Below are 24,089 nucleotides of genomic sequence, written 5' to 3' on the forward strand. Positions count from 1 at the left end.
TGAATTCTCGGCTGGACTACTGGTCCGACCGCAGGCAGGTCGCGGTGCCCTTCCCGACTCACCGAGAGACTTGAATCATGAGCAACGAACGCCGCGGCGGGAGCCGCCGCGAATCCAGTGGTGGCCAGCAGCCGCGCCGACCCGACCACTCCGGCCAGTCCGGCAAGAACTTCCGGGGCGGCAGCTCGGCCAAGAGCCGCGCCCAGGCGAACGCGCCGCGCCGCAGGCCCGCGCAGCCCGCCGAGCAGGGCCGCGACGTCCACGTCGACGGCGGCGTCCGGCTGCAGAAGGTGCTCGCCCAGGCCGGGCTCGGGTCCCGCCGGGCGAGCGAGGAGCTCATCGCGAACGGCCGCGTCGAGGTGGACGGCCAGATCGTCACCGAGCTCGGCGTGCGGGTCGACCCCGCCACCGCCGTCATCCACGTGGACGGGCTCCGGATCCAGCTCGACCAGACCAAGGTGACCATCGCGCTGAACAAGCCGCTGGGCGTGGTCTCCACGATGGACGACCCCAAGGGCCGGCCGACCGTCGCGGACCTCATCAAGAACCGCGAGGAACGGCTCTTCCACGTCGGCCGGCTCGACGCCGACAGCGAGGGCCTGCTGCTCCTGACGAACGACGGCGAGCTCGCCAACCGGCTGTCCCACCCGAAGTACAAGATCGCGAAGACGTACCTCGTGACCGTCGAGGGCGAGATCTACCCGCGCGTCGGGCGTGAGCTCCTGAAGGGCATCGAGCTCGACGACGGCATCGCCAAGATGGACGCGGTGCAGGTGATCCAGCAGATCGACGGCTTCGCGATGCTGGAGGTCGTGCTGCACGAGGGACGCAACCGGATCGTGCGCCGGATGTTCCAGGCCGTCGGGCACCCGGTGACGCGCCTCGTGCGCACCCGGATCGGCCCGATCCCCCTCGGCGACCTGAAGTCCGGCCGCACCCGCGTTCTGGGCCGCACGGAACTGGGCACCCTCATGGGTGCGGTCGACCTGTAACCTCGACCGCTGAGTGCTGGGTATCTGTGCCCTGGGACGCACTCCGGCAGCAAATACCCAGCACTCAACGGAAAGCGAGCGGGACTGTGACCAGCCCTGTTGTTGTGGCGATCGACGGACCGTCCGGGTCCGGCAAGTCGAGCGTGTCGAAGGCGGTCGCCGCACGGCTCGGTCTGGCCTATCTCGACACGGGGGCCATGTACCGGGCGGCCACGGTGTGGAGCATGGAGACGGCGGACCTGGACGACGCCGCGGCGGTCGCGACGGCGGTCCGCGCGATGCCGCTGGTCATGGGCCTGGACCCGGCCGCGCCGGGCGTCGAGCTGGACGGGCGGGACGTCGCCGTGACCATCCGCACCACCGAGGTCACGACCAACGTTTCGAAGGTGGCGTCCAACCTCGACGTGCGGGCCGAGCTCAAGCGGCTCCAGCGCGCGATCATCGACCAGGAGTCGAGCGCCCGGGCGGTGTTCTCGGGTGGCCGGGGGATCGTGGCCGAGGGCCGCGACATCACCACGGTCGTGGCGCCCGACGCCGACGTCCGCGTGCTGCTCACCGCCTCCGAGGAGGCGCGCCTGCGCCGCCGGTCGCTGGAGGTGCACGGCGCGGCCGACGCCACAGCGGTCGACGCCACGCGCGACCAGGTGCTGCGCCGCGACCAGGACGACGCGAAGGTCACGCAGTTCCACGTCGCCGCCGACGGCGTGGCGACCGTCGACTCCAGCGACCTCGACTTCGAGCAGACGGTCGACGCGGTGCTCGCCGTCGTCGCGCAGGCTGAGTCGGCGACGAGCAGGGCTTGACCAGCCGGGCCTGACCAGCAGGGCCTGACTGTTCGGGCCCGGCGGGAGCGACGCAGGTCATATGGCCGCGAGTCGGCCGGAGCGCGTCAGGCCTGCGACAATGTGGGTATGACCCACGACCCCTCTGCATCGGAGGCTGCTGCGCTGGACGCGACGGCCCGAGATGATGCTGCCCTGGACGCCACTGCGCTGGACGCCGGGGGCCCGGCCGCACCCGACCTCGATCTCGCCGACGCCCTCGCCGAGACCGAGGACGACGTCGCGCGCGAGCGTGCGCTGCGCGTCGGCCTCGAGGAGTTCGAGCTCGACGAGGCGGACCAGGCGCTGCTCGACTCCGAGTGGAGCGACGAGCAGGCCGAGGCGGAGCGGGCGCTGCCCGTGCTGGCCGTCGTCGGGCGTCCGAACGTCGGCAAGTCGACGCTGGTCAACCGCATCCTCGGCCGCCGCGAGGCAGTGGTGGCCGACAAGCCGGGCGTGACGCGCGACCGCGTGTCCTACCCGGCCGAGTGGGCCGGTCGCCCGTTCATGCTCGTCGACACGGGCGGCTGGGAGGTCGACGTCGCCGGCATCGAGTCCAAGGTCGCCGAGCAGGCCGAGGTGGCGATCTCCCTCGCCGACGCCGTGGTGTTCGTCGTCGACGCCACGGTGGGCGCCACCGCCACCGACGAGCGCGTGGTCGAGCTGCTGCGCCGTTCCGGCAAGCCCGTGGTGCTGTGCGCCAACAAGGTCGACGGCGCCTCGGGCGAGGCGGACGCCACGTACCTGTGGGCGCTGGGCCTGGGGGAGCCGCACCCGGTCTCCGCCCTGCACGGCCGCGGTACGGGCGACCTGCTCGACGCCGCCGTCAAGGCCCTGCCGACGACGTCGGAGCACGGCACCGTGCGTCCCGCCGGCCCGCGCCGCGTGGCGCTCGTCGGGCGGCCGAACGTCGGCAAGTCCTCGCTGCTGAACAAGATCGCCGGCGCCGAGCGGGTGGTGGTCGACGAGGTCGCCGGCACCACGCGCGACCCGGTCGACGAGCTCATCGAGCTGCGCGGCATCCCGTACTGGTTCGTGGACACCGCCGGCATCCGCCGCCGCGTGCACCAGACCAAGGGCGCCGACTTCTACGCCTCGCTGCGCACGCAGGCAGCCATCGAGAAGGCGGAGATCGGCGTCGTCCTGGTGGACGCGTCCGCCCCGCTGACCGAGCAGGACATCCGCGTGATCCAGCAGGTCGTGGACGCGGGCCGGGCGCTCGTCATCGCGTACAACAAGTGGGACCTCATGGACGAGGACCGGCGCCCCTTCCTCGAACGTGAGATCGAGAAGGAGCTGGTGCAGATCACCTGGGCGCCGCGCGTCAACCTGTCGGCCCGGACCGGCTGGCACAGCGAGCGGCTGGTCCCGGCGATCGAGCGATCGCTCGCGTCCTGGGACCGGCGCGTCCCGACGGGCAAGCTCAACGCGTTCCTGGGCGAGCTCGTGGCCGCGCACCCGCACCCGCTGCGCGGCGGCAAGCAATCGCGCATCCTGTTCGCGACGCAGGCCTCGACCCGTCCGCCGCGGTTCGTCATCTTCGCCACCGGGTTCATCGAGGCGGGCTACCGCCGCTTCATCGAGCGCCGCCTGCGCGAGACATTCGGTTTCGAGGGCACGCCGATCGAGATCTCGGTGCGGGTCCGGGAGAAGCGCAAGCGCTGAGCCCGCCGGCTCGGCTAGCGAGCCAGCTCCGCCGCGACCCAGCGATTCGGCCCGGAAGTCACGCGACTTCCGGGCCGAATCGCTGGGTCGCGGCGGAGTTTTCGCGCGCGCCGAGCTCGATGCCCACGATGTCGGTCAGTCGCGGTACCTTCGGTTCGTGCTTCCGGCCAGTATCCCCAGCCCCGATCCGGTGTGGTCCCAGATCCCCTTGGGTCCGCTCACCATCCATACCTACGCCCTGTGTCTGCTGGCCGGCATCGCTGCCGCCGCGTACATCACGGACCGGCGTCTCCGCGCACGCGGAGCCGCCCCCGGGCTCGCCCTCGACATCGCGATGTGGGCGGTGCCCATCGGCATCGTCGGCGCCCGGATCTACCACGTGCTCACCCACCTCGGGGACTTCACCGGCCCCGGTGTCGACCCCTGGGCCTGGGTCCGGATCTGGGAGGGCGGCAACGCCCTGTTCGGGTCGCTCCTCGGTGGCGCCGTCGGCGTCTGGATCGGCTGCCGCCTGACGGGTCTGCGGTTCTGGTCGTTCGCCGACGCCCTGGCGCCGGGCCTGCTCGCCGCCCAGGCGATCGGACGGCTGGGCAACTATGTGAACCAGGAGCTGTTCGGCCTGCCGACCACGCTGCCCTGGGGCCTGGAGATCCGCTCGGACGCGCCGATGTTCCCGGTCGGGACCCCTGAGGGCACGCTGTTCCACCCGTTGTTCCTGTACGAGATGATCTGGAACGTCATCGGCATCGCGCTGCTGCTCGCCATCGAGCGGCGGGTGGTCCGCCGAAACGAGGCACTGCTGGCCGACGGCGGCACGCCCGGTGCCGGCCTGCGCTGGGGCCGCATGTTCGGCCTCTACCTGATCTGGTACGGCCTCGGCCGCAGCTGGCTCGAGACCATCCGGATCGACCCGACGAGCGACGCGCCGCTGGGCGTCCCGGCGAACGTCTGGACGTCGGGTATCGCGATCCTCCTGGGTATCGCGATCGTCGTGGTGCAGGGCCGGCGTCATCCGGAGCCCGAGCCTTCGGTGTACCAGCCGGGGCGTGAGCCGGAGGACGAGGACGCCGAGACCGAGTCCGGGTCTGACGCCGGGGACGGCGCCGAGCCCGCAGGTTCGGCCGACGACGACGGTTCCGCGAGCACCGCCTCCGAGGGTTCAGCCACAGCCGAGCGTGCCGAGGCGAACGGCTCCGCCGACAGCAAGTAGCCCGCAGCATTCTCCTGCCGTGACCCCGTGGGGCTGTGACGTGCCTGTGCGCACGCTCACAGCCCCACGGGTTGTTCCACCGGGTGCGCATTACGGAGGATGAGGTCATGCCACCTTCGCGCCCCGGGGACACCTCTGCCTCGTTCCTGCTCTCCGTGGGGCGGCGCACCTGGTGGCCGGTCGCCGCCGTGCTCCTGGCCGTGGCCTGGGGCGGCAACGAGTTCACCCCGCTGCTCGTGATGTACCGCGAGCAGGGCGACATGGGCCCTGTCACCGTCGACGCGCTCCTCGCCGTCTACGTGTTCGGCCTCGTTCCCGCGCTGCTGCTGGGCGGGCCGCTGTCGGACAGGTTCGGCCGCCGCCCGCTGCTGCTGCCCGCGGCGCCGCTCTCGGCGCTCGGGTCGCTCGTCCTCGCGCTGGACCCGGCGAGCCCCGTGGTGCTATCCATCGGCCGTCTGCTCTGCGGCGTCGCGCTCGGGCTGGCGATGGCGGTGGGATCCACCTGGCTCACGGAGCTCAGCGCCGCCACCGGCGAGCGTGCCGCCGGCCCTCGTCGCGGATCGCTCTCCCTGACCGCGGGATTCCTCTCCGGGGCGGGCGTCGCGGCCATGCTCGCGCAGTTCGCGCCCTGGCCCACGCTCCTGTCGTACGTGCTGCACGCGGCCGGGTCCCTGCTCGCCGGCCTGCTGCTGCTCCGCGTCCCGGAGACCCGCCAGCGCCTCCCACGCGGCGAGCGGGCCCCGCTGCTCGACGACCTGCGCATCACCGCCGTCCGGCACCCCAGGTTCCTGCGCGTGGTCGTGCCCCTCGCGCCCTGGGTGTTCGGCTGCGCCGGCTGCGCGTTCGCGGTGCTGCCGAGTCTGCTCACCGACCAGGTCGGCGGCTTCCCGATCGCCTTCGCGGGCGTCATGGCCATCCTCGCGCTGGGCTGCGCCATTGGCATCCAGACCGTGGCCCGCCGGATCGACACGCCATCGTCGGCCCGTGCCTCCATCGTCGCGCTGACCATCATCGGTGCGGGAATGGCGCTCGCCGGCTGGGCGTCCACCGCGCTGTCGCTGCCGATCGGCGTGGTGGCGGCAGTGGTCCTCGGAACCGGCTACGGTCTCGCACTGGTGGCCGGGCTGAGCGAGGTCGCACGGATCGCCGGGCCGGGCCGGCTCGCCGGGCTGACCGCCGTGTTCTACTCGCTGACCTACATCGGGTTCTTCGTCCCGATGGCGCTCGCCTGGCTGCGCGACACCTGGTCCTACGGCGAGATGTTCGGCTTCGGCACGGTCGCCGTCGCGCTGTGCCTGACGATCGTGGCGATCTCCTCGCGGACGGCGCTCCCGGACCCGCTTCGGCGTTAGGGCCTGAAGGCGATCAAGCTGGGCTGTTGACTCCGGTGGCAGACGTTCAGGTCGGGATTGCACGTGAAGTGCCATGTGGTCCTGCGACTACCAGGTCCGAGTACGAAGCGGTCCCCCCGGCCGGCGGGCATGCCTAGAAGCTCTCCGTAGGTGCCTGAATCGGCAGTCCAGTGCTGAGCGCCTGGTCTGCCGGCCCGTCTCCGTGATCCGTGGGTCAGGCGGCTTCGGCGGGTTGCCGGGTCCGGCTGGCGGGTCAGGCGACTTCGGTGGTGGGTGGTGGTGTGGCTTCGATGGCTTCGGGGAGGCGGATGCGGTGGCCGCGGGCGTCGGTGAAGGCCCACCCGGTCTCCAGCAGGGCACCGGCCGTGGTGTTCGTGGTGGGCTTGCCGGTCCAGTGCATGGTGATGCCCTTGGTATCGACGAGCTGGTGGTGGAACCAGCACAGCAACGCACTGTTCGTGACGGAGGTGTCGCCGCCGTCGGCCCAGTGGGTGAGGGCGTGGTGGACCTCGCATCGTGACGGTGGCTGGTCACATCCCGGGTAGACGCAGTGTTGGTCTCGGGCGATGACGGCGCGGCGCATCTGGCCTGACACGGTGCGTTGGGCGCGTCCGACGTCCAGCACTGCGCCGTCGGGTCCGAACACGATCCGGGTGACCGCGCTGTGACACGCCAGGCGGCGGACCAACGCTCGTGGGGCGCGACCCCCGGTCTCGGTGAACACCGGACCACCGGAGGACAAGAACCCGGACACTGTTCCCGCGGTACTCCAGTTACCCGGACTGCCGGTCGCACTTCCCGTCGGGCTTCCGGTCGGGCTTCCAGCCGTTGGGCCAGCGTTCACCGCACCTGCGTCCGCACCCGCACCTGTGCTGGTGCTGGTGCTGGTGCTGGTGCCCGGGATGCTTGGACCCGCGCCCGGGCGGTTGCCGCGCCCTGGTGCGGTCTGGCCGCAGGTCAGGCACAGACCATCCCGGGTGCGGGTGACCTGGGTGACGAACTCGTTCCAGGACACCGTGACGTTCAGGTGCGGTGCGATCGCCGCGCCCGGGGAAGCCTGGTTGGTGTCCAGCACCACCCGCGCCACATCCGCGAGGCCTTGTGCCCGACGCTGGGTCGTGGTGCGGGTGTCTTCCGCTGACGGGGCACCCAGGACCGCGTTGATCGCGGTCGTGAGCTGCAGGCCGTGCTCATCGGTGAGGAACCCTGCAACGTGGTACCCACCGAACGTCTTGGCCAGGTCGAAGAACTCGCCCTGGGCGGCTTTGTCGTCGTCGATGTCGTCGGTGTCGGGGTCGATGATGGTCGCGAACCGGCGCGCCACCTTCCGGAACTGGTCCGCGTTCAACACAGTGGCCTCCCGCAGCACCACGCCCTCACCGGTGACCAGGGTCCCCTCGGCGACCGCGGTCTCCAGGACCTGGGTAACCAGCTCACGGGTACGGGCACCGTCGGGGTCCTCGGACGGGTCGGGGAAGTCGACCGGCACGCTCTGGACGAACTGCTCCGGTGTCGTGGTGTGCCCGGTACGGGTGTCGATCAACCACGCCAGTGCGTCGGTACGGGTCTCGCTGGTGGGTGCAACCTCGGTCATCACCTGGGCGTGATCCGCGCCCAGGGTTCCGGCGACCAGCCGCTCCCGCGTCACGGGCAGCGCAGTGGCGAGACGCCGGGCGATCGTCATGTCCTTACCCGCGGTGGACGCGGAGATGCCCTCTTGCAGCCGGAGCCAGGTCGTGAACGTCCGGGCCGCGCCACCCGAGCGCCACGAGCCCTCGTTCTCGATGCGGGGCAGCAGGGTGTAGCGGACACCGTCCAGGCGGCCGGTCAGCCGACGGATCCTCGTGTGCGCTTCAACCAGGCGGCTGATGCTCGGCGCGTCCCACCCGGTCAGGGTCTCGGGGTCGGTCAGGGTAGTCAGTTGCGCGGTCGCAGTCTCGAGCAGGGCCAGTACGTCCTCGATCGAGGCGGCAGCGGGCAGGCCACCGGTAGGCCCGTTGTTCGTCGTCTGCTCCACTGTGCGCACCCCCTCGCCGTCTCGATGCTTGCCTCTAGTTCTCCAACCATCACTGCATTCATTATCTCGAACATGCGTACGCATCGCAGGGCGAATCTGAAATCTGTGGATAACTCTTCAGTGCGCCATGCAGGCGTCGCTACGGCCTGCTTGAGAAGCGTCAGCGGTCAGGCCGCCCACCCGACCGGATCGGGCGCCAGGTTCTCGTCCTGGCAGTCAGTCCGGGAGAACCATCTCCGACGCGTCGCCGTGGTTGCAGCTCAGCCGCCCCTCGGGGGCGTACGTGATGACGTCCCTCCCCTCCCTGCCGGTCCGCAGCAGGTACTCGCCGTACTCGAACGTGGTCTGCCCCGCGTTGCTGAGCTCCGCGCACTCGGCGGTGGTCGTCGGCGCCGTGATCTCGTCGTAGAGGAACGGCCCGCCCACGTAGAAACGCCACGAGGTGCTGCCGCGCAACGACACGGATTCCTCGATGACTACCTGCCTCCCGGCGGGGCGGTCGAGCTCGTGCAGTGTCTTGTACGTGCGCTCCGCGCTCAGCAGCGCGAGGAGGCCCGTGATGAGGACGCCGACGGCGGCGGCCAGGATCACCGCGCAGAGAAAGAGCGCCGCCATGGTCGCGGTGAACGCCTCGTACCCGATGACGAACAGCCGAAACCCGACCACGCCCAGCACGATGACGGACAGTCCGGCGACGAGCCACAGCAGAATGGCGAGGGTCTGGCCGTTCATGATCCCCGCGACCAGAAGGAGCTGGCCCTTGCTGCCGGCGTGCCAGACGGCGGCGCCGACAAGTGTCGTGGCGACGCCGGTCACCATCGACACCATCGCCCTGCGTCTCGCGCGTCGCAGGGCCGGGGGAATGCCGCTCTGCTCCTGTTGCGCGCTCATGCGGCTGGGCCGCCGCCGAGGGTGTCCGGCACCTTCCGATCGAGGACGGCGGTCAGGGGCTCACCCTCGTGCAGGGGCGAGCCCACCACGGGCGCGGCGCTCAGCACCCTTCGCACGGCCTCGGCACCGGCTCGGGCTCGGGCAGCGTGTTTCCAGCCTGGATACCGCGCCTCGCCGTCGTCGAGACTGCCCTGCTTGACGGCCAGCGCGAAGAGACCAGCCCTCCGCATGAGCGGGTGCAGCAGGCCACGAACCTTGAACTGCCCGACAGCCGCCGCGATCACCCCGTTCGTCTCGTGATACACGTGATGAGCGGCAATCGAGTCACCCCAGGCGGCGAACCAGTCGTCGATGAAGTCCGAGTCGCCTGCCCACAGCCCGTCAGTGATTCCCTCGGTGTCCCAGTCACCGAGCGAGCCCATCACGATCCGCGGCAGCTCGTCGTCCGTCACTCCGTCGAGATACCACTCCTGCACGTTGCCCAGCATGTCGGACCCCGAGTCGTTGCCGAACGGCGCGAACTCGTCACCCTTGTCGTAGAACTCGGGCGGCGCCACCCTGGCGAATGCCGGATGGCTCGTCTCCGGTGCGGGGCCTTCGTCGCCCTCCGGGTCGTCCAGCCACAGCTCCGGTCCGGACCGCCATGTCGTCGTCACCGGCGGATCGTCCCACGGCGGCCCCATCGAGATTCCGGCATTTCACCCTTGGGCGCTATCGTTCCCGCGTGAGGGAGAACCCGCGGCCGACACGGCACCTCGAGCAGCTCGAGACAGCGCAGCTCGGCAAGCTCGCCCCAGGTTCGGTGAGTGGCCCGGCCTGGGACCTGGTTGCGCTGCCCGTCCCGCCGGACGGCGGTGTGCCGGACGCATCGGAGGCCGAGGTCGTCGCGCCCCGCTTCGCAGCAGCCGTACCAGTCGCGCCAGCCGTACCAGTTGCACCAGCCCAACCGGTCCCGCCAGCAGTCCCGGCCGCACCAGTCGTACCGGCTCCACCGGCCGCCGCGCCCGCCGAGCCAGTCACATCGCCTTCAGCGCCCGGCACCGCCGTACGCAGGTTGACCATGGTCGCGGTCGGCTGCGGGGTGCTCGCGGCCTTCGCGCTGGGCATCGGCGGCCTGACGATGCTGTGGGCGGACCGCCCGGAGGCCGAGACCACCGGTCCGGTCGAGCGCACGGCCCTCGATCTGCCGCTCATCCCCGCCGACGACACCCACGACGCAGGTACCGGCGAGCGTCCAGAGACAGATCCCCGCGATGCGGACGACGCCGAGGCGGGCGAACCTCGCGAGGACGGCGCGGACGCGAACCTGCTGGGGGACGGGACGGTGCCGTCGGGCGGCCAGCCCGACCAGGGCGGCGAAGGCGTACCGGGCGAAGGCACGGGCACCGGTGGTTCCGGCGGCTCCGGCGGCTCCGGCGGCTCAGGGTCCGACCCGGGCACCGGCGCCGGAGGCGGCACCGGCACGGGCGGCGGGGGGACGACGACGCCGACCACCGGCCCGCCGCCTCCGACGTCGGACCCGACCACCGATCCAACGGAGGAGCCGACCCCGAAGCCCACGCCCACGGCGTCCGACGAGCCGAGCCCCGAACCGTCGCCGAGCCCCTCCGTGTCGCCCACCTCGACGCCGACCGGCGCCCCGGTGTCCCCGAACACCGGCGGCTGACCGGCCGGCCGAACGTCACACCGCGGCGCGCACCCACGCCGTCGTCGAGCCGGGCAGGAGGCCGCCGGGCAGCGGCTCGCTCGCGAGCAGCACCTCGCCGTCCGGCAGCGGCACCGCGTCCGGGCCGAAGTTGGTCACGACGTGCCAGCCGTTCGGGCGCGTGAAGTGCAGGACGTCGGCGCGCCCGGGCACCCACTCGAGCGTCTCGTCGGTCTGCAGCTCGTGGCGCAGCGCGAGCGCCGCCCGGTAGAGCTCCAGCGTCGATCCGGGGGCGCCGTCCTGGGCCTCTACCGACAGCTCGCCGAAGGTCGCGGGCTGCGGCAGGTGCGCGCCGCTGTCGCCGAAGCCGAACGACTTGCCCTCCCGGGTCCACGGCAGCGGCACGCGGCAGCCGTCCCGTCCGACGTCGACGCCGGGGTTGCGGAAGAACGCCGGGTCCTGGCGCTCCGCCGCGGGGATGTCGGCGACCTCCGGCAGGCCGAGCTCCTCGCCCTGGTAGAGGTAGGCGCTGCCGGACAGGCCGAGCATGAGCAGTGTCGCGGCGCGTGCGCGGCGCAGGCCCAGGGCGACGTCGGCGGCGGGTTCCGTACCGCCCGAGAGCAGCCAGTCGCGGCCCTGCTTCTTCGGGCTGCCGTTGCGCGCGGGCAGCGCGTAGCGGGTGGCGTGGCGTACGACGTCGTGGTTCGAGAAGACCCACGTCGTCGAGGACCCGGACGCCGCGGACAGCGCGAGGTTGTCGGCGATGATCGTCCGGAACTGCTCGGCGTCGAAGTCGGCCTCCAGCAGGTCGAAGTTGAACGCCTGGCCGAGCCCTTCGGCGCTCGCGTACCGGGGACGCCGGGGGGTCGAGACCCAGGCCTCCGCCACGGCGATGCGCGGCGGCGTGTACTCGTCGAACACCTTGCGCCAGTCGGCGTAGATCTCGTGGACCTCGTCGCGGTCCCAGAGCGGGTGCGCGCCGGGCTCCGTGATGGCGTCGATCTCGGCCTGCGAGGGCAGCGAGTCGCCGAGCTCCTTGGTGAGCGCGTGCGCGACGTCGATGCGGAACCCGTCGACGCCGCGGTCCGACCAGAACCGCAGGGTCTTGCGGAAGTCCGCGCGGACCTCCTCGTTGTCCCAGTTGAAGTCGGGCTGCTCCTTGGCGAAGAGGTGCAGGTACCACTGGCCGTCGGGCACGCGCGTCCACGCGAGCCCGCCGAACATGCTCTCCCAGTCGGCCGGGGGCTCGGAACCGTCCGCGCCGAGTCCGTCCCGGAAGATGTAGCGCGCCCGCTCCGGACTGCCGGGACCGGCGGCGAGCGCCTCCTGGAACCAGACGTGCTGGTCCGAGGAGTGGTTCGGCACGATGTCGACGATCACGCGGATGCCCGCCGAGTGCAGGGCGGTGACCATCTCGTCGAACTCGGCGAGCGTGCCGATCCTGGGGTCGACGTCGCGGTAGTCGGCGACGTCGTACCCGCCGTCGGCCAGCTCGGAGGGGTAGAACGGGCTGAGCCAGACCGCGTCGATGCCGAGCCCCTGGAGGTACGGCACACGCGAGATGATGCCGCGCAGGTCGCCGATGCCGTCGCCGTTCGCATCGGCGAAGCTGCGCGGGTAGATCTGGTAGACGGTTGCCTGCCGCCACCAGGTGGGGTCGGCCGCGAGGGGCTGCTGGGTGTCGATGTTGCTGGTCACTGGTGCTGGATCCTTTGCGGTGGGGGGACTGGTTGCCGGTCACTCGTGCGCAGGAATGCCGCGTCCACCAGCGTATGGGTGAGGGCGCGGCGTGGCAGCCCGGCCAGGATCCGGCCGGGCTGGCCGGTCAGAAACCGGCCGGTCAGGCGGTCAGGGCGTCGATCACCGCGGGGGACAGGGCGTGGTCCACCGCCATGGCGCTCGCGCCCAGGACGCCGGCGCCCTCGCGCGCGCGGGAGGTGACGATGCGCAGGTGCTGCGTGGCCAGCGGGAGGGACCTGCGGTAGACGGCCTCACGGATGCCGGCGATGAGGTGCTCGCCGGCGTCGGCCACCACCCCGCCGATCACGATGACCGACGGGTTGAGCACGCTCACGCACGAGGCCAGGACGCCGCCGATGTCGCGGCCGGCCTGCCGTACCGCCTGGCTCGCCGCGGCGCCCCGGGACCGGACGAGCGCGACGACGTCAGCGCTGTCAGCGGCTTCCAGCCCTTGGGCGGCGAGCGCCGTCGCGACCGCCTGGCCGCTCGCCACGGCCTCGAGGCAGCCGGTGTTGCCGCACCGGCAGGGCACGTGGTCGGCGCCCGGGACGGACATGTGCCCGACGTCGCCCGCCGCGCCCTGGGCGCCGCGGCGGAGGGCGCCGTCGGCGATGATGCCCGCGCCGATACCGGTGGAGACCTTGACGAGCAGCAGGTCGGAGACGTCGGACCAGGCGGTCCGGTACTCGCCGAGGGCCATGATGTTGACGTCGTTGTCGACCAGCACGGCGACCCCCAGCTCGGCGCCGAGGATGCCGGGGACGTCGACGTCGTCCCAGCCGGGCATGATCGGCGGGTTGATCGGCCGTCCCGTCGAATGCTGCACGGGGCCCGGCAGCCCGATGCCGATGGCGGCCAGGTCGGCGGTGTCGCGGCCGGCGGCGGCGAGCAGGTCGCGTCCGGCCCGGACCACCCAGGGCAGGACGACGCCGGGCCCCGCGGCGATCGAGAGGGGTTCGTCGCTCGCCGCGAGCACTGTGGAGGCGAGGTCGGTGACGGCGAGCCGGGCGTGCGTCGCGCCGAGGTCGACCGCGAGGACCACCCGGGCGCCCGGCTGGAAGGCGAACGTCGCGGGCCGCCTGCCGCCGGTGGAGCCCGCCATGCCCGCCGGGGCGATGAGCCCGGTGCTCATGAGCGCGTCGATCCGCGAGGCGATGGTCGACCGGGCCTGGCCGGTGATGGCCACCAGATCGGCGCGCGTGCGCGGTTCACGGTCGCGCAGGAGCTGGAAGAACTCGCCGGTGCCCAGGGACAGGGGCATGCCCCTCGGAGGGTCGTCGATGAGCATGGGCAACCGCCTCCCGGGTGAACTTATGGCTGCGTATCGGCAAAAGATAGCCCATATGCGCCGCCGGTCACAGAAGCCGCGTAAACGACAAGCATCTTTTGCTTGACATGAACCAAAAGATCCCTACATTGGTGGATATGCGAGCCGATGACGACGCGCACACTCCAGTACCCGACCCGGAAATACCCTCCGCATCGAGTTCGGAACCAGAGCCGGAAGTACTCGGCCCGGTGCTGCGCCTGCACGGCGTCGGCAAGGAGTTCTTCGGCACCTCGGTGCTGCGAGAGATCGATCTGACCCTGTATCCCGGGCAGGTCCACGCCCTGGTGGGCGAGAACGGCGCCGGCAAGTCGACGGTGATGAAGATCGTCGCCGGCGTCCACCACCCGGATGCCGGAACCATCGAGCTCGACGGCTCGCCCGTCTCCTTCCCGACGCCGCTCGACGCGCAGCGCGCCGGTGTCGCGACGGTCTTCCAGGAGTTCAACCTGCTGCCGGACCGGTCGGTCGCGGAGAACGTCTACCTCGGCCGCGAGCCGGTTCGGCGCGGCATGTTCGGCGGCACGGTCGACCGCCGTCGGCTCCACGCCGACACCACCCGCCTCCTCGACGACCTGGGGCTGACGGGCATCGCGTCCTGGAACCGGGTCGGCTCCCTGTCCGTGGCGCAGCAGCAGGTGGTCGAGATCGTCAAGGCGGTCTCGTACGACGCCCGGATCATCTCCATGGACGAGCCGACGGCGGCCCTCGCCGACCAGGAGGTCGCGCTGCTCTACGACCTGGTCCGGCGGCTGCGTGACCGCGGCGTCGCCATCCTGTACGTCTCCCACCGGCTCCAGGAGATCTACGACCTGGCCGACACGATCACCGTCCTCAAGGACGGCAACCACGTGCTCACCGCACCGGCCGCCGAGGTCGGCCCCGACCGGCTCGTGCGCACCATGGTGGGTCGCGACTTCGCCGGCTTCTTCCCGGACAAACCCGCCGACGTCACGCCCGGCGAGGTGCGGCTGGCGCTCGCGGGCGCCGGCAACACGATGGTGGACGGCGTGCACCTCGAGGTGCGGGCCGGTGAGATCGTCGCGCTGGCCGGTCTGCAGGGGTCGGGCCGCACCGAGGTCGCGCACGGGGTGTTCGGCATCGCGCCGTTCACGCGCGGCAGCGTGACTGTCGACGGGCAGCCCGCCCACGTGCGCACGCCGCGGCAGGCCGTACGGCACCGCCTCGCGCTGGTCAGCGAGGACCGCAAGGCCGAAGGCCTCGCCCTCGGCCAGTCGGTGCTCGCGAACGCGCGGCTCGTGCTCGACGCCGTCCTGCCCGGGGCGTCGGACCGCCGGGCGCGGCGCATCACCGAGGTGCTGCGGTCGCTCGCCGTGCCGGCGAGCACCGTCGCGGCCGCCCAGGACACCGAGGTGCAGTACCTGTCCGGCGGCAACCAGCAGAAGGTCGTGCTCGCGAAGTGGCTGGTGACCGAGCCGCGGGTGATCGTGCTCGACGAGCCGACGCGCGGGATCGACGTCGGCGCGAAGCGCGCCGTCTACGACCTCATGCGCACGCTGACCGCCGACGGGACCGCCGTCCTGCTCATCTCGTCCGAGCTGCCGGAGGTGGTGGCGATGGCCGACCGCATCCTCGTGCTGCGCGACGGCCGGATCGCCGGGGAGCTGCCGGGCGGCAGCGACGAGGAGACCATCATGGCGCTGGCGACGGGGGCGGGATGACGACCGGCACCGCGAGTCGCCGCCACCTCGGCTCCACCGAGATCGTCTACCTGGCCCTGGTCGGCATCCTACTGGTCGCGGGCGTGCTCGTGGCGGTCCGCGGCGGCAACCTCTTCGCGCAGGGCAACGTCAGCTACATGCTCACGCAGACGAGCCTGCTCGGGTTCGTCGCCGTCGGGCAGACGCTGGTGATCCTGTGCCGCTCGCTCGACCTGTCTGTGGGGTATGTCGTCGCGCTGTGCTCGCTGGTCGGGGCGACGACGATGGCGGGTGACCCGTCACGCGTCTGGCTCGGGGTGGTGGCCGCGCTCGTGGTCGCGGCCGGCGTCGGGCTCGTGAACGGCCTGGTCATCTCGGCGCTGAACGTCAACCCGTTCATCGCGACGCTCGGCACGGGCCTGATCGTCAAGGGCTTCCTCGACACGCGGTTCAAGGGTCCGGAGGGCGAGGTGCCGTTCGCCTTCCAGACGTTCGGGTACACCCGCGTCGGCCCGGTGCCCGTCTCGACGATCGTCATGCTGGTCGTCGCCGCGGCGGCGTTCGTGCTGCTCACGCAAACGCGGGCGGGCTACCACATGTTCGCGGTGGGCGGGAATCTCGACGTCGCCCGGCTCTCGGGCGTGCGCACGAGCCGCACCCTCGTCCTGGCGCACGTCCTGTGCTCCCTGTGCGCCGGTATCGCGGGGCTGCTCATCGCCGCCCGGTTCGGCACGGGGAACGCGCTGGTGTACACCTACGGCCTCGACCTCGACTCGATCGCCGCGGTGGTGCTGGGCGGCACGCTCCTGTTCGGCGGCCGGGGCTCGGTGGTCGGCACGGTCGGCGGGGTGGCGATCCTCGCGGTGCTCGACACCGCGTTCAACGTGCTCGACGTGAACCCGTTCTTCAAGGACGTGCTGCGCGGCGTGATCATCATCGCCGCGGTGGCCCTGTACGCGCGGCGCCAGATCGACCCGGCGAGCCGGCGGGTCCGGTTCGGCACCAAGGTCTCGGCAGCCCGAGGAGGTGACGTCGCATGACCCTGACCGCAGACGCCCCACGCGGCACCGCACGCCGATGGCGCGAGCAGCTCCTGTCCGGCGGCAGCTGGACCGTGCTCGCGCTGCTCGTGCTGGTCCTTGCCGTGATCGTCGTGATCAACCCGTCCTTCGCGGAGCCGGTGTCGCTCATGGCGTTCGCCAAGAAGGCCGCGCCGCTGGTGGTCCTCGCGATCGGCCAGTACTTCGTCATCGTCTCGGGCGAGTTCGACCTGTCGGTGGGCTCGCTCGTCGGCGCCCAGGTCGTGATCGCGGCCCGGCTGATGGACGGCGACGAGGCGCTGACCTGGCCGGTCGTGGGGCTGATGCTGGTCTTCGGGCTGCTGGTCGGGCTCGTCAACGGCCTGGTGACGACGCTGCTGCGGGTCCCGTCCTTCATCACCACGCTCGGCATGATGCTCGTGCTGTTCGGCGCCATCCGGCTGTGGACCGGCGGCGCGCCGACCGGTGCCCTGAGCGAGAGCTTCCGGGTGCTGGGCCGCAAGGGCTTCCCGGACGTGCCGGGACAGTTCCAGGTCCCGTACGCGCTGCTGGTGGCGTTGGTCGTCGTCGGGATCGCGGTGCTGTTGATGCGGCGTCCGTTCGGCAGGTCCCTGGTCGCCGTCGGCGACAACGCCGTCGCCGCCGCGTACAGCGGCGCCTCGGTGTGGTGGCTGCGCACCCGGGCGTTCCTGCTCTCCTCGTTCCTCGCGACCGTCGCGGCGGTACTCATCGGCGGGTTCGCCGGGGTCACCGCCCAGGTGGGGCAGGGGCTGGAGTTCATGGCGATCACCGCCGTCGTGCTGGGGGGTGTCGCCCTCGGGGGCGGCCGCGGGACCGTCGTCGCCGCGATGGTCGGCGCGCTCACGCTCGAGGCCCTGTTCACGCTGTTCAACCAGCTCGCCCTGCCGTCGACCATCCGGCCCGCCGTGCAGGGCGTGATCCTCATCGCCGCCGTCGCGTACGCGGCACGCAGGCGCCGCACCTGAGCCTTGCTCATCGAACGAACCGCACTCAGAACGATCCGCACTCATCAAAGGGGATGGACATGCGACGGTTCCGAACACTGCTGGCGGGCACGGCTGCGGCCGGGCTGCTCCTGCTGACGGCCTGCACCACCGACACCCCGACCGACGAACCGCCGGGCGCCGAGCCGAGCGCGGCCGAGGAGACGCCCGCCGACTCCGGCGCCGAGAGCGAGTGGTTCGTCCAGGCGGACTACGACCGGGAGCTGGCCCAGCGCGACGTCGAGCCGGAGGGCCCTGCCGACGAGCCCTGGCTCCAGGCCATCGAGCCGGAGTGGGTCGACACCGCGGACCTCGCCGGCGACGACGGGGCCAGCGAGGGCGGGGACAAGACCCTCTGCTTCTCCAACGCCTCGGTCTCCAACCCGTGGCGCGTCACCGGCTGGATCACCATGCAGCAGCAGGTGGAGGTGCTCCAGGAGGAGGGCGTGATCGGCGAGTTCCGGGTCTCGGACGCCGCCGACGACGACAACAAGCAGATCTCCGACATCCAGGCGTTCGTCGAGGCCGGCGACTGCGACGCGATAGTCATCTCCCCGTCGACGACGGCGACGCTCACCCCGGCAGTCGAGGCCGCCTGCGAGAGCGGCAAGCCCGTCATCGTGTTCGACCGCGGCGTGAACACCGACTGCATGGTCACGTTCATCCACCCGATCGGCGGCTACGCCTACGGCGCGGTGGGCGCGGAGTTCCTGGCCGAGAACCTGGACCCCGGCTCGACGGTCCTGGCGCTGCGCATCCTGCCCGGCGTCGACGTGCTGGAGCACCGGTGGGCCGCTGCCGACAAGATCTTCTCGGAGAGCGACCTCGAGGTGGTGGGCATCGAGTTCACCGGCGGCGACGGCGCCAAGATCAAGGACCTCGTCACCCAGTACCTGCAGCGCGGCGAGGTCGACGGCATCTGGATGGACGCGGGCGACGGCGCCGTCGCGGCGGTCGAGGCCTTCGAGGACGCCGGCCAGCCGTACCCGGTCTTCGTCGGCGAGGACGAGATGAGCTTCCTGCGCAAGTGGGACGAGACGGGGATGACGGCGATCGGCAACGTCTACTCGAACTTCCAGTGGCGCACCCCGATCCTCGCCGCGCAGAAGATCTGGGCCGGCGAGGAGGTGCCGGCGGAGTGGGTGCTGCCCCAGGAGCCGGTCACCGACGCGGACCTCGCGGGGTTCCTCGAGGCCAACGCGGACATGCCGTCCCTGCACTACGCGAAGTTCGGCGGCGAGGACCTGCCCGGCTACCCCGAAGCCTGGACGGACCGCTAGATGGGTATACAGCCATGGACGGTCCCGGACGGGCCCGCGACCACCTGGCCGGTCGGCGTCAACACCTGGGTGTGGACGTCGCCGCTCACCGACCGTTCGCTCGCCGACCTCGCGCCCCGCGTGGCGGACTGGGGGTTCGACGTCCTCGAGCTGCCCGTCGAGCGCCTCGGCGACTGGGACCCGCCCCGCGCGGCGCAGGTCCTGGCGGACAGCGGCCTCGGCGCGAGCGTGTCCCTCGTCATGGGCGAGGGCCGCGAGCTCGTCGCGGCCGACGCCGGCACGGTGCGGGCGACGCAGGACTACCTGCGCGCGGTGGTCGACGCCGCGCACACGGTGGGCGCGCGGGTGATCGGCGGCCCGGCGTACGCCTCGGTGGGCCGCACCTGGCGGACGACGCCGCAGGAGCGGGCCGACGCGTACGCCGAGCTCGTCGAGAACCTCGCGCCGGTGGTCGAGCACGCGATCGCGGCGGGCGTCGTGATCGGCCTGGAACCCCTGAACCGCTACGAGACGAGCCTGGTCAACACGGTGGACCAGGCGCTCGAGATCGTCGGCGCGCTGCCCGCCGAGGGCATCGGGCTGATGCTCGACGTCTACCACATGAACATCGAGGAGCGGGACCTGCCCGCCGCGGTCGAACGCGCCGGTGCGCGGATCGCCGCGGTGCAGGTCTGCGGCAACGACCGGGGCGCACCCGGCGGCGACGGCGTCGACTGGCCGGCGCTGCTCGCCGCGCTGGAGCAGGCCGGGTACGCCGGGCCGCTCGTCATCGAGTCGTTCACCGCCGAGAACGCCACCATCGCCACCGCCGCGTCGATCTGGCGGCCGCTGGCCGCGAGCCAGGACACGCTCGCGACCGACGGCCTCGCCTACCTGAGAGGACTGATGCCCTGACACAGGTCTGAATTGCACGCGCCTGAGAGCGGACGCACCTGCGTCCGAACGAGCACAGCGCGCTCGGCGCCGGCACGCCGGGCTGGTCAACGCACCACGCTCCACCGGAGACCCCGGTGGGGCCCGCACGTCGATCTGCCCAGGAGGCACCACGATGACCGCACCACGACGTCCCCGCTGGGGGAGATCCATCGCGGCGCTCGCCGCCGGAGCGCTGGCGCTGACGCTCGCGTCCGTCCCGGCGGCCAACGCCGACGAGAAGGCCGAAGCTCTAGAACTGGGCCGCGTCCTCATCTTCACGGCCACCACCCAGTACCGGCACGAGGAGGCGATCACGCAGGGCACCCCGGTGCTCGAGGCGGCGTTCGCCGAGGCGGGCATCGAGTCCGACCACACCGAGGACCCGACGGTCTTCAACGACGCCGACCTGGCGCAGTACGACGCGCTGGTCATGTTCCAGGCGTCCGGCGACCCGTGGAACGCCGAGCAGAAGGCCGCGATGGAGCGGTACCAGCAGGCGGGCGGCGGCATCGTCGCCATCCACAACGCGACGGACATGCGCGGCAGCTACGCCTGGTGGGACGAGATGATCGGGTCGCTGATGCCCGGCCACGCCGCCACCGGGTCGAGCCCCGGCCTGCCCGGCACGGTTCGCGTCGAGGACCGCACGCACCCGTCCACGCAGCACCTGCCGCAGCGCTGGGACCGCGCCGACGAGTGGTACAACTTCTCGACCAACGTGCGCGGTGACGCGCACGTGCTGGCCACCATGGACGAGTCGACCTACGACCCGGGCGGCAACGCCATGGGCTACGACCACCCGATCTCGTGGTGCAAGTACTACGACGGCGGCCGCGCGTGGATGACCGGCATGGGCCACTTCGGCGCGCACTACACGGGCGAGCCGGACTTCGTGCGGCACATCGTCGGCGGCGTGCAGTGGGCGGCCGGGCTGGCCGCGGGCGACTGCGGCGGCACCGACTGGGGCCAGTTCGAGAAGGTGGCGCTGGACACGAACACGAGCGCGCCGTTCGGGATCGACGTCGCGCCCGACGGGCGGGTCTTCTTCACCGAGCTGGTCCGCGGGCAGATCCGGGTGTTCGACCCGGAGACCCGGACCACGACCACCGCCGTGACGCTGCCGGTGTACTCGGGCGGCGAGGACGGCCTGCTGGGGATAGCGCTCGACGAGGACTTCGCCGAGAACGGCTACCTCTACCAGTACTGGTCGCCCGCGAGCGAGGACGACACCGACCCAGCGAACTTCCACAACCGGCTGTCCCGGTTCACCGTCACGACGGGCGCCTCGGGGGCGACGACCATCGACCCGGCGTCCGAGAAGGTCCTGCTGGAGGTCCCGGCCAGGCGCCTGCCGGACGAGCCAGGGCACACGGGCGGCGGGGTCGTCGTCGACCACACCAGCGGCGACCTGTACCTCGGCGTCGGCGACGACGTGAACCCGCACTCGGAGCCGTCGGGCGGGTACGCGCCGCTCTCCGAGCGGGACGGCACCTTCCACGACGCGCGGGCGACGTCCGCCAACACCAACGACCTGCGCGGCAAGGTGCTGCGGATCCGTCCCGAGGACGACGGCACCTACTCGGTCCCGGAGGGCAACCTGTTCCCGGAGTCGGAGGACACGCAGGACAAGACGCTGCCCGAGATCTACGCGATGGGCTTCCGCAACCCGTTCCGGTTCGCCATCGACCCGGCCACGGGCAACCTCGGCGTCGCCGACTACTCGCCGGACAACAACACCGACAACCTGGCGCAGCGCGGCCCCGCGGGCATCGCCGAGTGGAACCTCATCAAGGAGCCAGGCTTCTTCGGCTGGCCGCTGTGCATGGGCAACAACGAGCCGTTCCGTGACGTCGACTACCGGACCAGCCCCGTCACCGTGGGCGGGTTCTTCGACTGCGACGCGCCGGTCAACGACTCGGTGCGCAACACGGGCCTGACCGAGCTGCCCCCGGCCGAGCCGGCGGACCTCTGGTACGGCTACCAGCGGTCCTCGGTGCCGGGCGGGATCAACCAGGGCGGCGGACTGGCGCCGATGGGTGGCCCGTTCTACGACTTCGACCCGGAGCTCGACTCGGACACCAAGTTCCCCGAGTACTACGAGGGCAAGGCGTTCTTCTACGAGTGGGCACGCAACCAGGTCTTCACCGTCGAGACCAAGGACCCCGCGGCGGCCCCGGGTCAGACGGACGTCGAGAAGGTCAACCGGTTCCTGCCGGACGAGGACTTCCTGGCGCCGATCGACGCGAAGTTCGGGCCTGACGGCGCGATGTACGTCCTCGACTGGGGCGGCGGCTTCGGCCGGGACAACCCGGACTCCGGCCTGCACCGGGTCGACTACGTGACGGGTTCCCGCTCGCCCGAGGCGCTGCCCGAGGCGTCGCCGGACTCCGGGACCGCGCCGCTGGAGGTCGAGTTCGACGGGACGGGCAGCACCGACCCGGAGGGCGAGAACCTCACCTACGCGTGGGACTTCGACGGCGACGGCACCACCGACTCGACCGAGCCGACGGCGTCGCACACGTACACCGCGGACGGCGTCTACGACGCCCGGCTCACCGTCACCGACCCGGCGGGCAAGGACGGGACCGCCACGGTGCCGATCACCGTCGGCAACACCCGGCCGGAGGTCGACTTCGGGCTCCCGCCGACGGGCTCGTTCTTCGAGTTCGGCGACACCATCCCGTGGGACGTCTCCGTGACCGATACCGAGGACTCGCCGGACGGCTCGGCGATCGACGACGAGCGCGTCGTCATCCAGCCGGCCCTGGGGCACGACGACCACCCGCACCCGGCGGACCCGCTGCACGGCCGCACGGGCTCCGTCACGACGTCGCTCGGCGGCGGGCACGGGGCGGACAACAACGTCTTCTACGTGCTCGACGCACGCTACGAGGACGACGGCGGCGCGGGCGACATCCCGTCCCTCACCGGCTCGGACACCACCCTGCTGTTCCCCAGGGAGCGGCAGGCGGAGTTCCACACGACCCAGGAGGGCACGACGACGGTGCCGAGCCGGGACGTCGAGGGCGGCGGGTCCGTCCTCGTCGGCGCGGACGGCGCCTGGGCCTCCTACGACCCGGTGAACCTCCACGAGGTCGACGCCCTGACGCTGCGCCTGGCCTCGGCGTCCGCCGGCACCATCGAGCTGCGGCGGGGTGCTCCCGACGGCGACCTGCTCGGCACCGCGCAGGTCGCCGCCACCGGCATCAGCGACTTCCGCGACGTGCGGGTAGCCGTCGACGACCCGGGGGAGAGCTTCGAGCTCTTCGTCGTCTTCCCCGGTCCCGGCGAGCGGCGGCTCAACTTCGTGGAGGCCGACGGCAAGGGCGCGGCGGAGACCACCCGGCCGGAGGTGGCCGTCACGGCACCCGCGGGCGGGGTCGAGCTCGAACCCGGCCAGGTCGAGGTCACCGCCGACGCGACGGACGCCGAGAACGCCGTCAGCCAGGTGGAGTTCTTCGCCGACGGGACCTCGATCGGCGTCGACGAGACGGCGCCCTACGCGACGACGTGGGACGTCGCCGCGGACGGCTACTACGAGCTGACGGCCGTGGCGACCAACGACCGGGAGCTCACCACCACCTCACGGATCGTCGTCGCACAGGTCGGCGACGTGTTCGCCGGGATGCGGACCTTCAGCAACGCGGACGGCGAGTTCGAGCAGCTCGCCACCGGGCGGTACGTCATCGAGTCGGGCGGCGCCAACATGTGGCAGGGCGTCGACCAGTACTCGGCGATCTACCGCGAGGGCACCGACCGGCACTGGACCGCCACGGTACGGATCAACAGCCAGGGCAACTCCCACGGGTCCGCCAAGGCCGGGATCATCGTCCGCAACGACGTGACCCAGCCGGGGTCCTCGCCGGGCTACGCGGCGCTCGGCATCCGGCCGAGCGGCGGGTTCGAGTGGCTGCGTGGCAACGACGCGGGCCAGCTCGTCACGTCGTCGAGCGGTGGCTCGACGGCGTACCCGGCCTGGGTGCGGCTCGTGCGCGACGGCGACCTGTACTCGGCCTACTGGAGCTCCGACGGCGAGACGTTCACGCAGATCGGGGAGCCGGAGGCGCTCGCGGGCGCCGCCGACGTGCAGGACGTCGGGCTGTTCGTCACCGCGCACCACGCGTCGAACAGGAGCGCCGTGGAGTTCCAGGACCTCACGTTCGACGACCAGCCGGACCCGCCGCAGATAGAGGTCGCGGCGGCGAGCCGGTGCACCGGCCCGCAGGCCCGCGTGACGGTGAGCGCCACCAACGCGGGCGCCGACCCGGTGGTGGTCGAGCTCAGCACCCCGTACGGGAGCAAGACGTACCGGAACGTGCTGCCCGGGGAGACCGTCTCCCGCCAGTTCAGCTCCGGCGTGCGGGCGATCCAGTCGGGGACGATCACGGTGACCGCGGTCAACGGGCCGCACGAGGTGGTGGTCGACGAGGGGTACGACGCCGCGAGCTGCGGCTCGTAGCCAGGTTCTGACAGGGCCGCTGGCTGAGTCACCGACTGAGTCACCGACTGAGCCGCTGGCTGGGTCGCCG

General features: G+C 71.7%; 17 protein-coding genes. 12 read left to right on the forward strand and 5 right to left on the reverse strand.

Annotation, left to right across the window (positions count from 1 at the left end; all coding sequences use genetic code 11):
- Positions 1–77: 77 nt before the first annotated feature.
- The 5 genes from ACNYC2_RS09705 to ACNYC2_RS09725 all read left to right on the forward strand — a co-directional run bounded on the left by ACNYC2_RS09705 (position 78) and on the right by ACNYC2_RS09725 (position 6,040).
- Complete coding sequence (locus ACNYC2_RS09705; protein ID WP_419706799.1) at positions 78–992, forward strand: pseudouridine synthase; 915 nt, start codon at positions 78–80, stop codon at positions 990–992.
- A gap of 104 nt (positions 993–1,096) precedes the next feature.
- A complete protein-coding gene (gene cmk, locus ACNYC2_RS09710) occupies positions 1,097–1,795 on the forward strand; it encodes a (d)CMP kinase (protein WP_419706800.1) in 699 nt (232 codons plus the stop codon).
- Between the two features lie 108 nt (positions 1,796–1,903).
- Complete coding sequence (gene der, locus ACNYC2_RS09715) at positions 1,904–3,478, forward strand: ribosome biogenesis GTPase Der (RefSeq protein ID WP_419706801.1); 1,575 nt, start codon at positions 1,904–1,906, stop codon at positions 3,476–3,478.
- A gap of 157 nt (positions 3,479–3,635) precedes the next feature.
- Complete coding sequence (gene lgt, locus ACNYC2_RS09720; protein WP_419706802.1) at positions 3,636–4,688, forward strand: prolipoprotein diacylglyceryl transferase; 1,053 nt, start codon at positions 3,636–3,638, stop codon at positions 4,686–4,688.
- Positions 4,689–4,795: 107 nt separating this feature from the next.
- On the forward strand, positions 4,796–6,040 hold the full coding sequence (locus tag ACNYC2_RS09725; protein WP_419706803.1) for an MFS transporter: 1,245 nt from the start codon (positions 4,796–4,798) through the stop codon (positions 6,038–6,040).
- Between the two features lie 253 nt (positions 6,041–6,293).
- Here ACNYC2_RS09725 and ACNYC2_RS09730 read toward each other — a convergent pair whose 3' ends face one another.
- From ACNYC2_RS09730 to ACNYC2_RS09740, 3 genes are all read right to left on the reverse strand, one after another.
- A complete protein-coding gene (locus tag ACNYC2_RS09730; protein ID WP_419706804.1) occupies positions 6,294–8,057 on the reverse strand; it encodes a DUF222 domain-containing protein in 1,764 nt (587 codons plus the stop codon).
- A 216-nt stretch (positions 8,058–8,273) separates the two neighbouring features.
- Positions 8,274–8,948 (reverse strand): hypothetical protein, encoded by a 675-nt coding sequence (locus ACNYC2_RS09735; RefSeq protein ID WP_419706805.1) that lies wholly within the window; start codon positions 8,946–8,948, stop codon positions 8,274–8,276.
- Positions 8,945–9,604 carry a hypothetical protein gene (locus tag ACNYC2_RS09740; RefSeq protein WP_419706806.1) on the reverse strand — a complete coding sequence of 220 codons (660 nt, stop codon included), beginning with the start codon at positions 9,602–9,604 and terminating at the stop codon, positions 8,945–8,947. Before ACNYC2_RS09740 ends, ACNYC2_RS09735 begins: the two co-directional genes overlap by 4 nt.
- Positions 9,605–10,008: 404 nt before the next feature.
- Here ACNYC2_RS09740 and ACNYC2_RS09745 point away from each other — a divergent pair, with 404 nt between their 5' ends.
- Positions 10,009–10,614: a hypothetical protein gene (locus tag ACNYC2_RS09745; RefSeq protein WP_419706807.1), complete on the forward strand. Its 606-nt coding sequence runs from the start codon at positions 10,009–10,011 to the stop codon at positions 10,612–10,614.
- A 15-nt stretch (positions 10,615–10,629) separates the two neighbouring features.
- Here the strand turns inward: ACNYC2_RS09745 and ACNYC2_RS09750 are convergent, their stop codons facing one another.
- Positions 10,630–12,291 carry an alpha-amylase family glycosyl hydrolase gene (locus ACNYC2_RS09750; RefSeq protein ID WP_419706808.1) on the reverse strand — a complete coding sequence of 554 codons (1,662 nt, stop codon included), beginning with the start codon at positions 12,289–12,291 and terminating at the stop codon, positions 10,630–10,632.
- Positions 12,292–12,433: 142 nt separating this feature from the next.
- A complete protein-coding gene (locus ACNYC2_RS09755) occupies positions 12,434–13,621 on the reverse strand; it encodes an ROK family protein (protein WP_419706809.1) in 1,188 nt (395 codons plus the stop codon).
- 230 nt (positions 13,622–13,851) lie between these two features.
- On the opposite strand from ACNYC2_RS09755, the gene ACNYC2_RS09760 reads away from it, so the two are divergent.
- The 6 genes from ACNYC2_RS09760 (at position 13,852) to ACNYC2_RS09785 (ending at position 24,019) form a co-directional block, all read left to right on the forward strand.
- Positions 13,852–15,342 carry a sugar ABC transporter ATP-binding protein gene (locus tag ACNYC2_RS09760; RefSeq protein WP_419706810.1) on the forward strand — a complete coding sequence of 497 codons (1,491 nt, stop codon included), beginning with the start codon at positions 13,852–13,854 and terminating at the stop codon, positions 15,340–15,342.
- Positions 15,339–16,361 (forward strand): ABC transporter permease, encoded by a 1,023-nt coding sequence (locus tag ACNYC2_RS09765; protein ID WP_419706811.1) that lies wholly within the window; start codon positions 15,339–15,341, stop codon positions 16,359–16,361. Before ACNYC2_RS09760 ends, ACNYC2_RS09765 begins: the two co-directional genes overlap by 4 nt.
- Positions 16,358–17,347 carry an ABC transporter permease gene (locus ACNYC2_RS09770; protein WP_419706812.1) on the forward strand — a complete coding sequence of 330 codons (990 nt, stop codon included), beginning with the start codon at positions 16,358–16,360 and terminating at the stop codon, positions 17,345–17,347. Before ACNYC2_RS09765 ends, ACNYC2_RS09770 begins: the two co-directional genes overlap by 4 nt.
- A gap of 59 nt (positions 17,348–17,406) precedes the next feature.
- On the forward strand, positions 17,407–18,645 hold the full coding sequence (locus tag ACNYC2_RS09775) for a substrate-binding domain-containing protein (RefSeq protein ID WP_419706813.1): 1,239 nt from the start codon (positions 17,407–17,409) through the stop codon (positions 18,643–18,645).
- A complete protein-coding gene (locus ACNYC2_RS09780) occupies positions 18,646–19,539 on the forward strand; it encodes a sugar phosphate isomerase/epimerase family protein (protein WP_419706814.1) in 894 nt (297 codons plus the stop codon).
- Positions 19,540–19,693: 154 nt separating this feature from the next.
- Positions 19,694–24,019: a ThuA domain-containing protein gene (locus ACNYC2_RS09785; RefSeq protein ID WP_419706815.1), complete on the forward strand. Its 4,326-nt coding sequence runs from the start codon at positions 19,694–19,696 to the stop codon at positions 24,017–24,019.
- The last annotated feature ends 70 nt before the right edge of the window (positions 24,020–24,089 follow it).

Origin of the sequence: Promicromonospora sp. NFX87, assembly GCF_048564965.1 — a bacterium.
Lineage (GTDB): Bacteria > Actinomycetota > Actinomycetes > Actinomycetales > Cellulomonadaceae > Promicromonospora.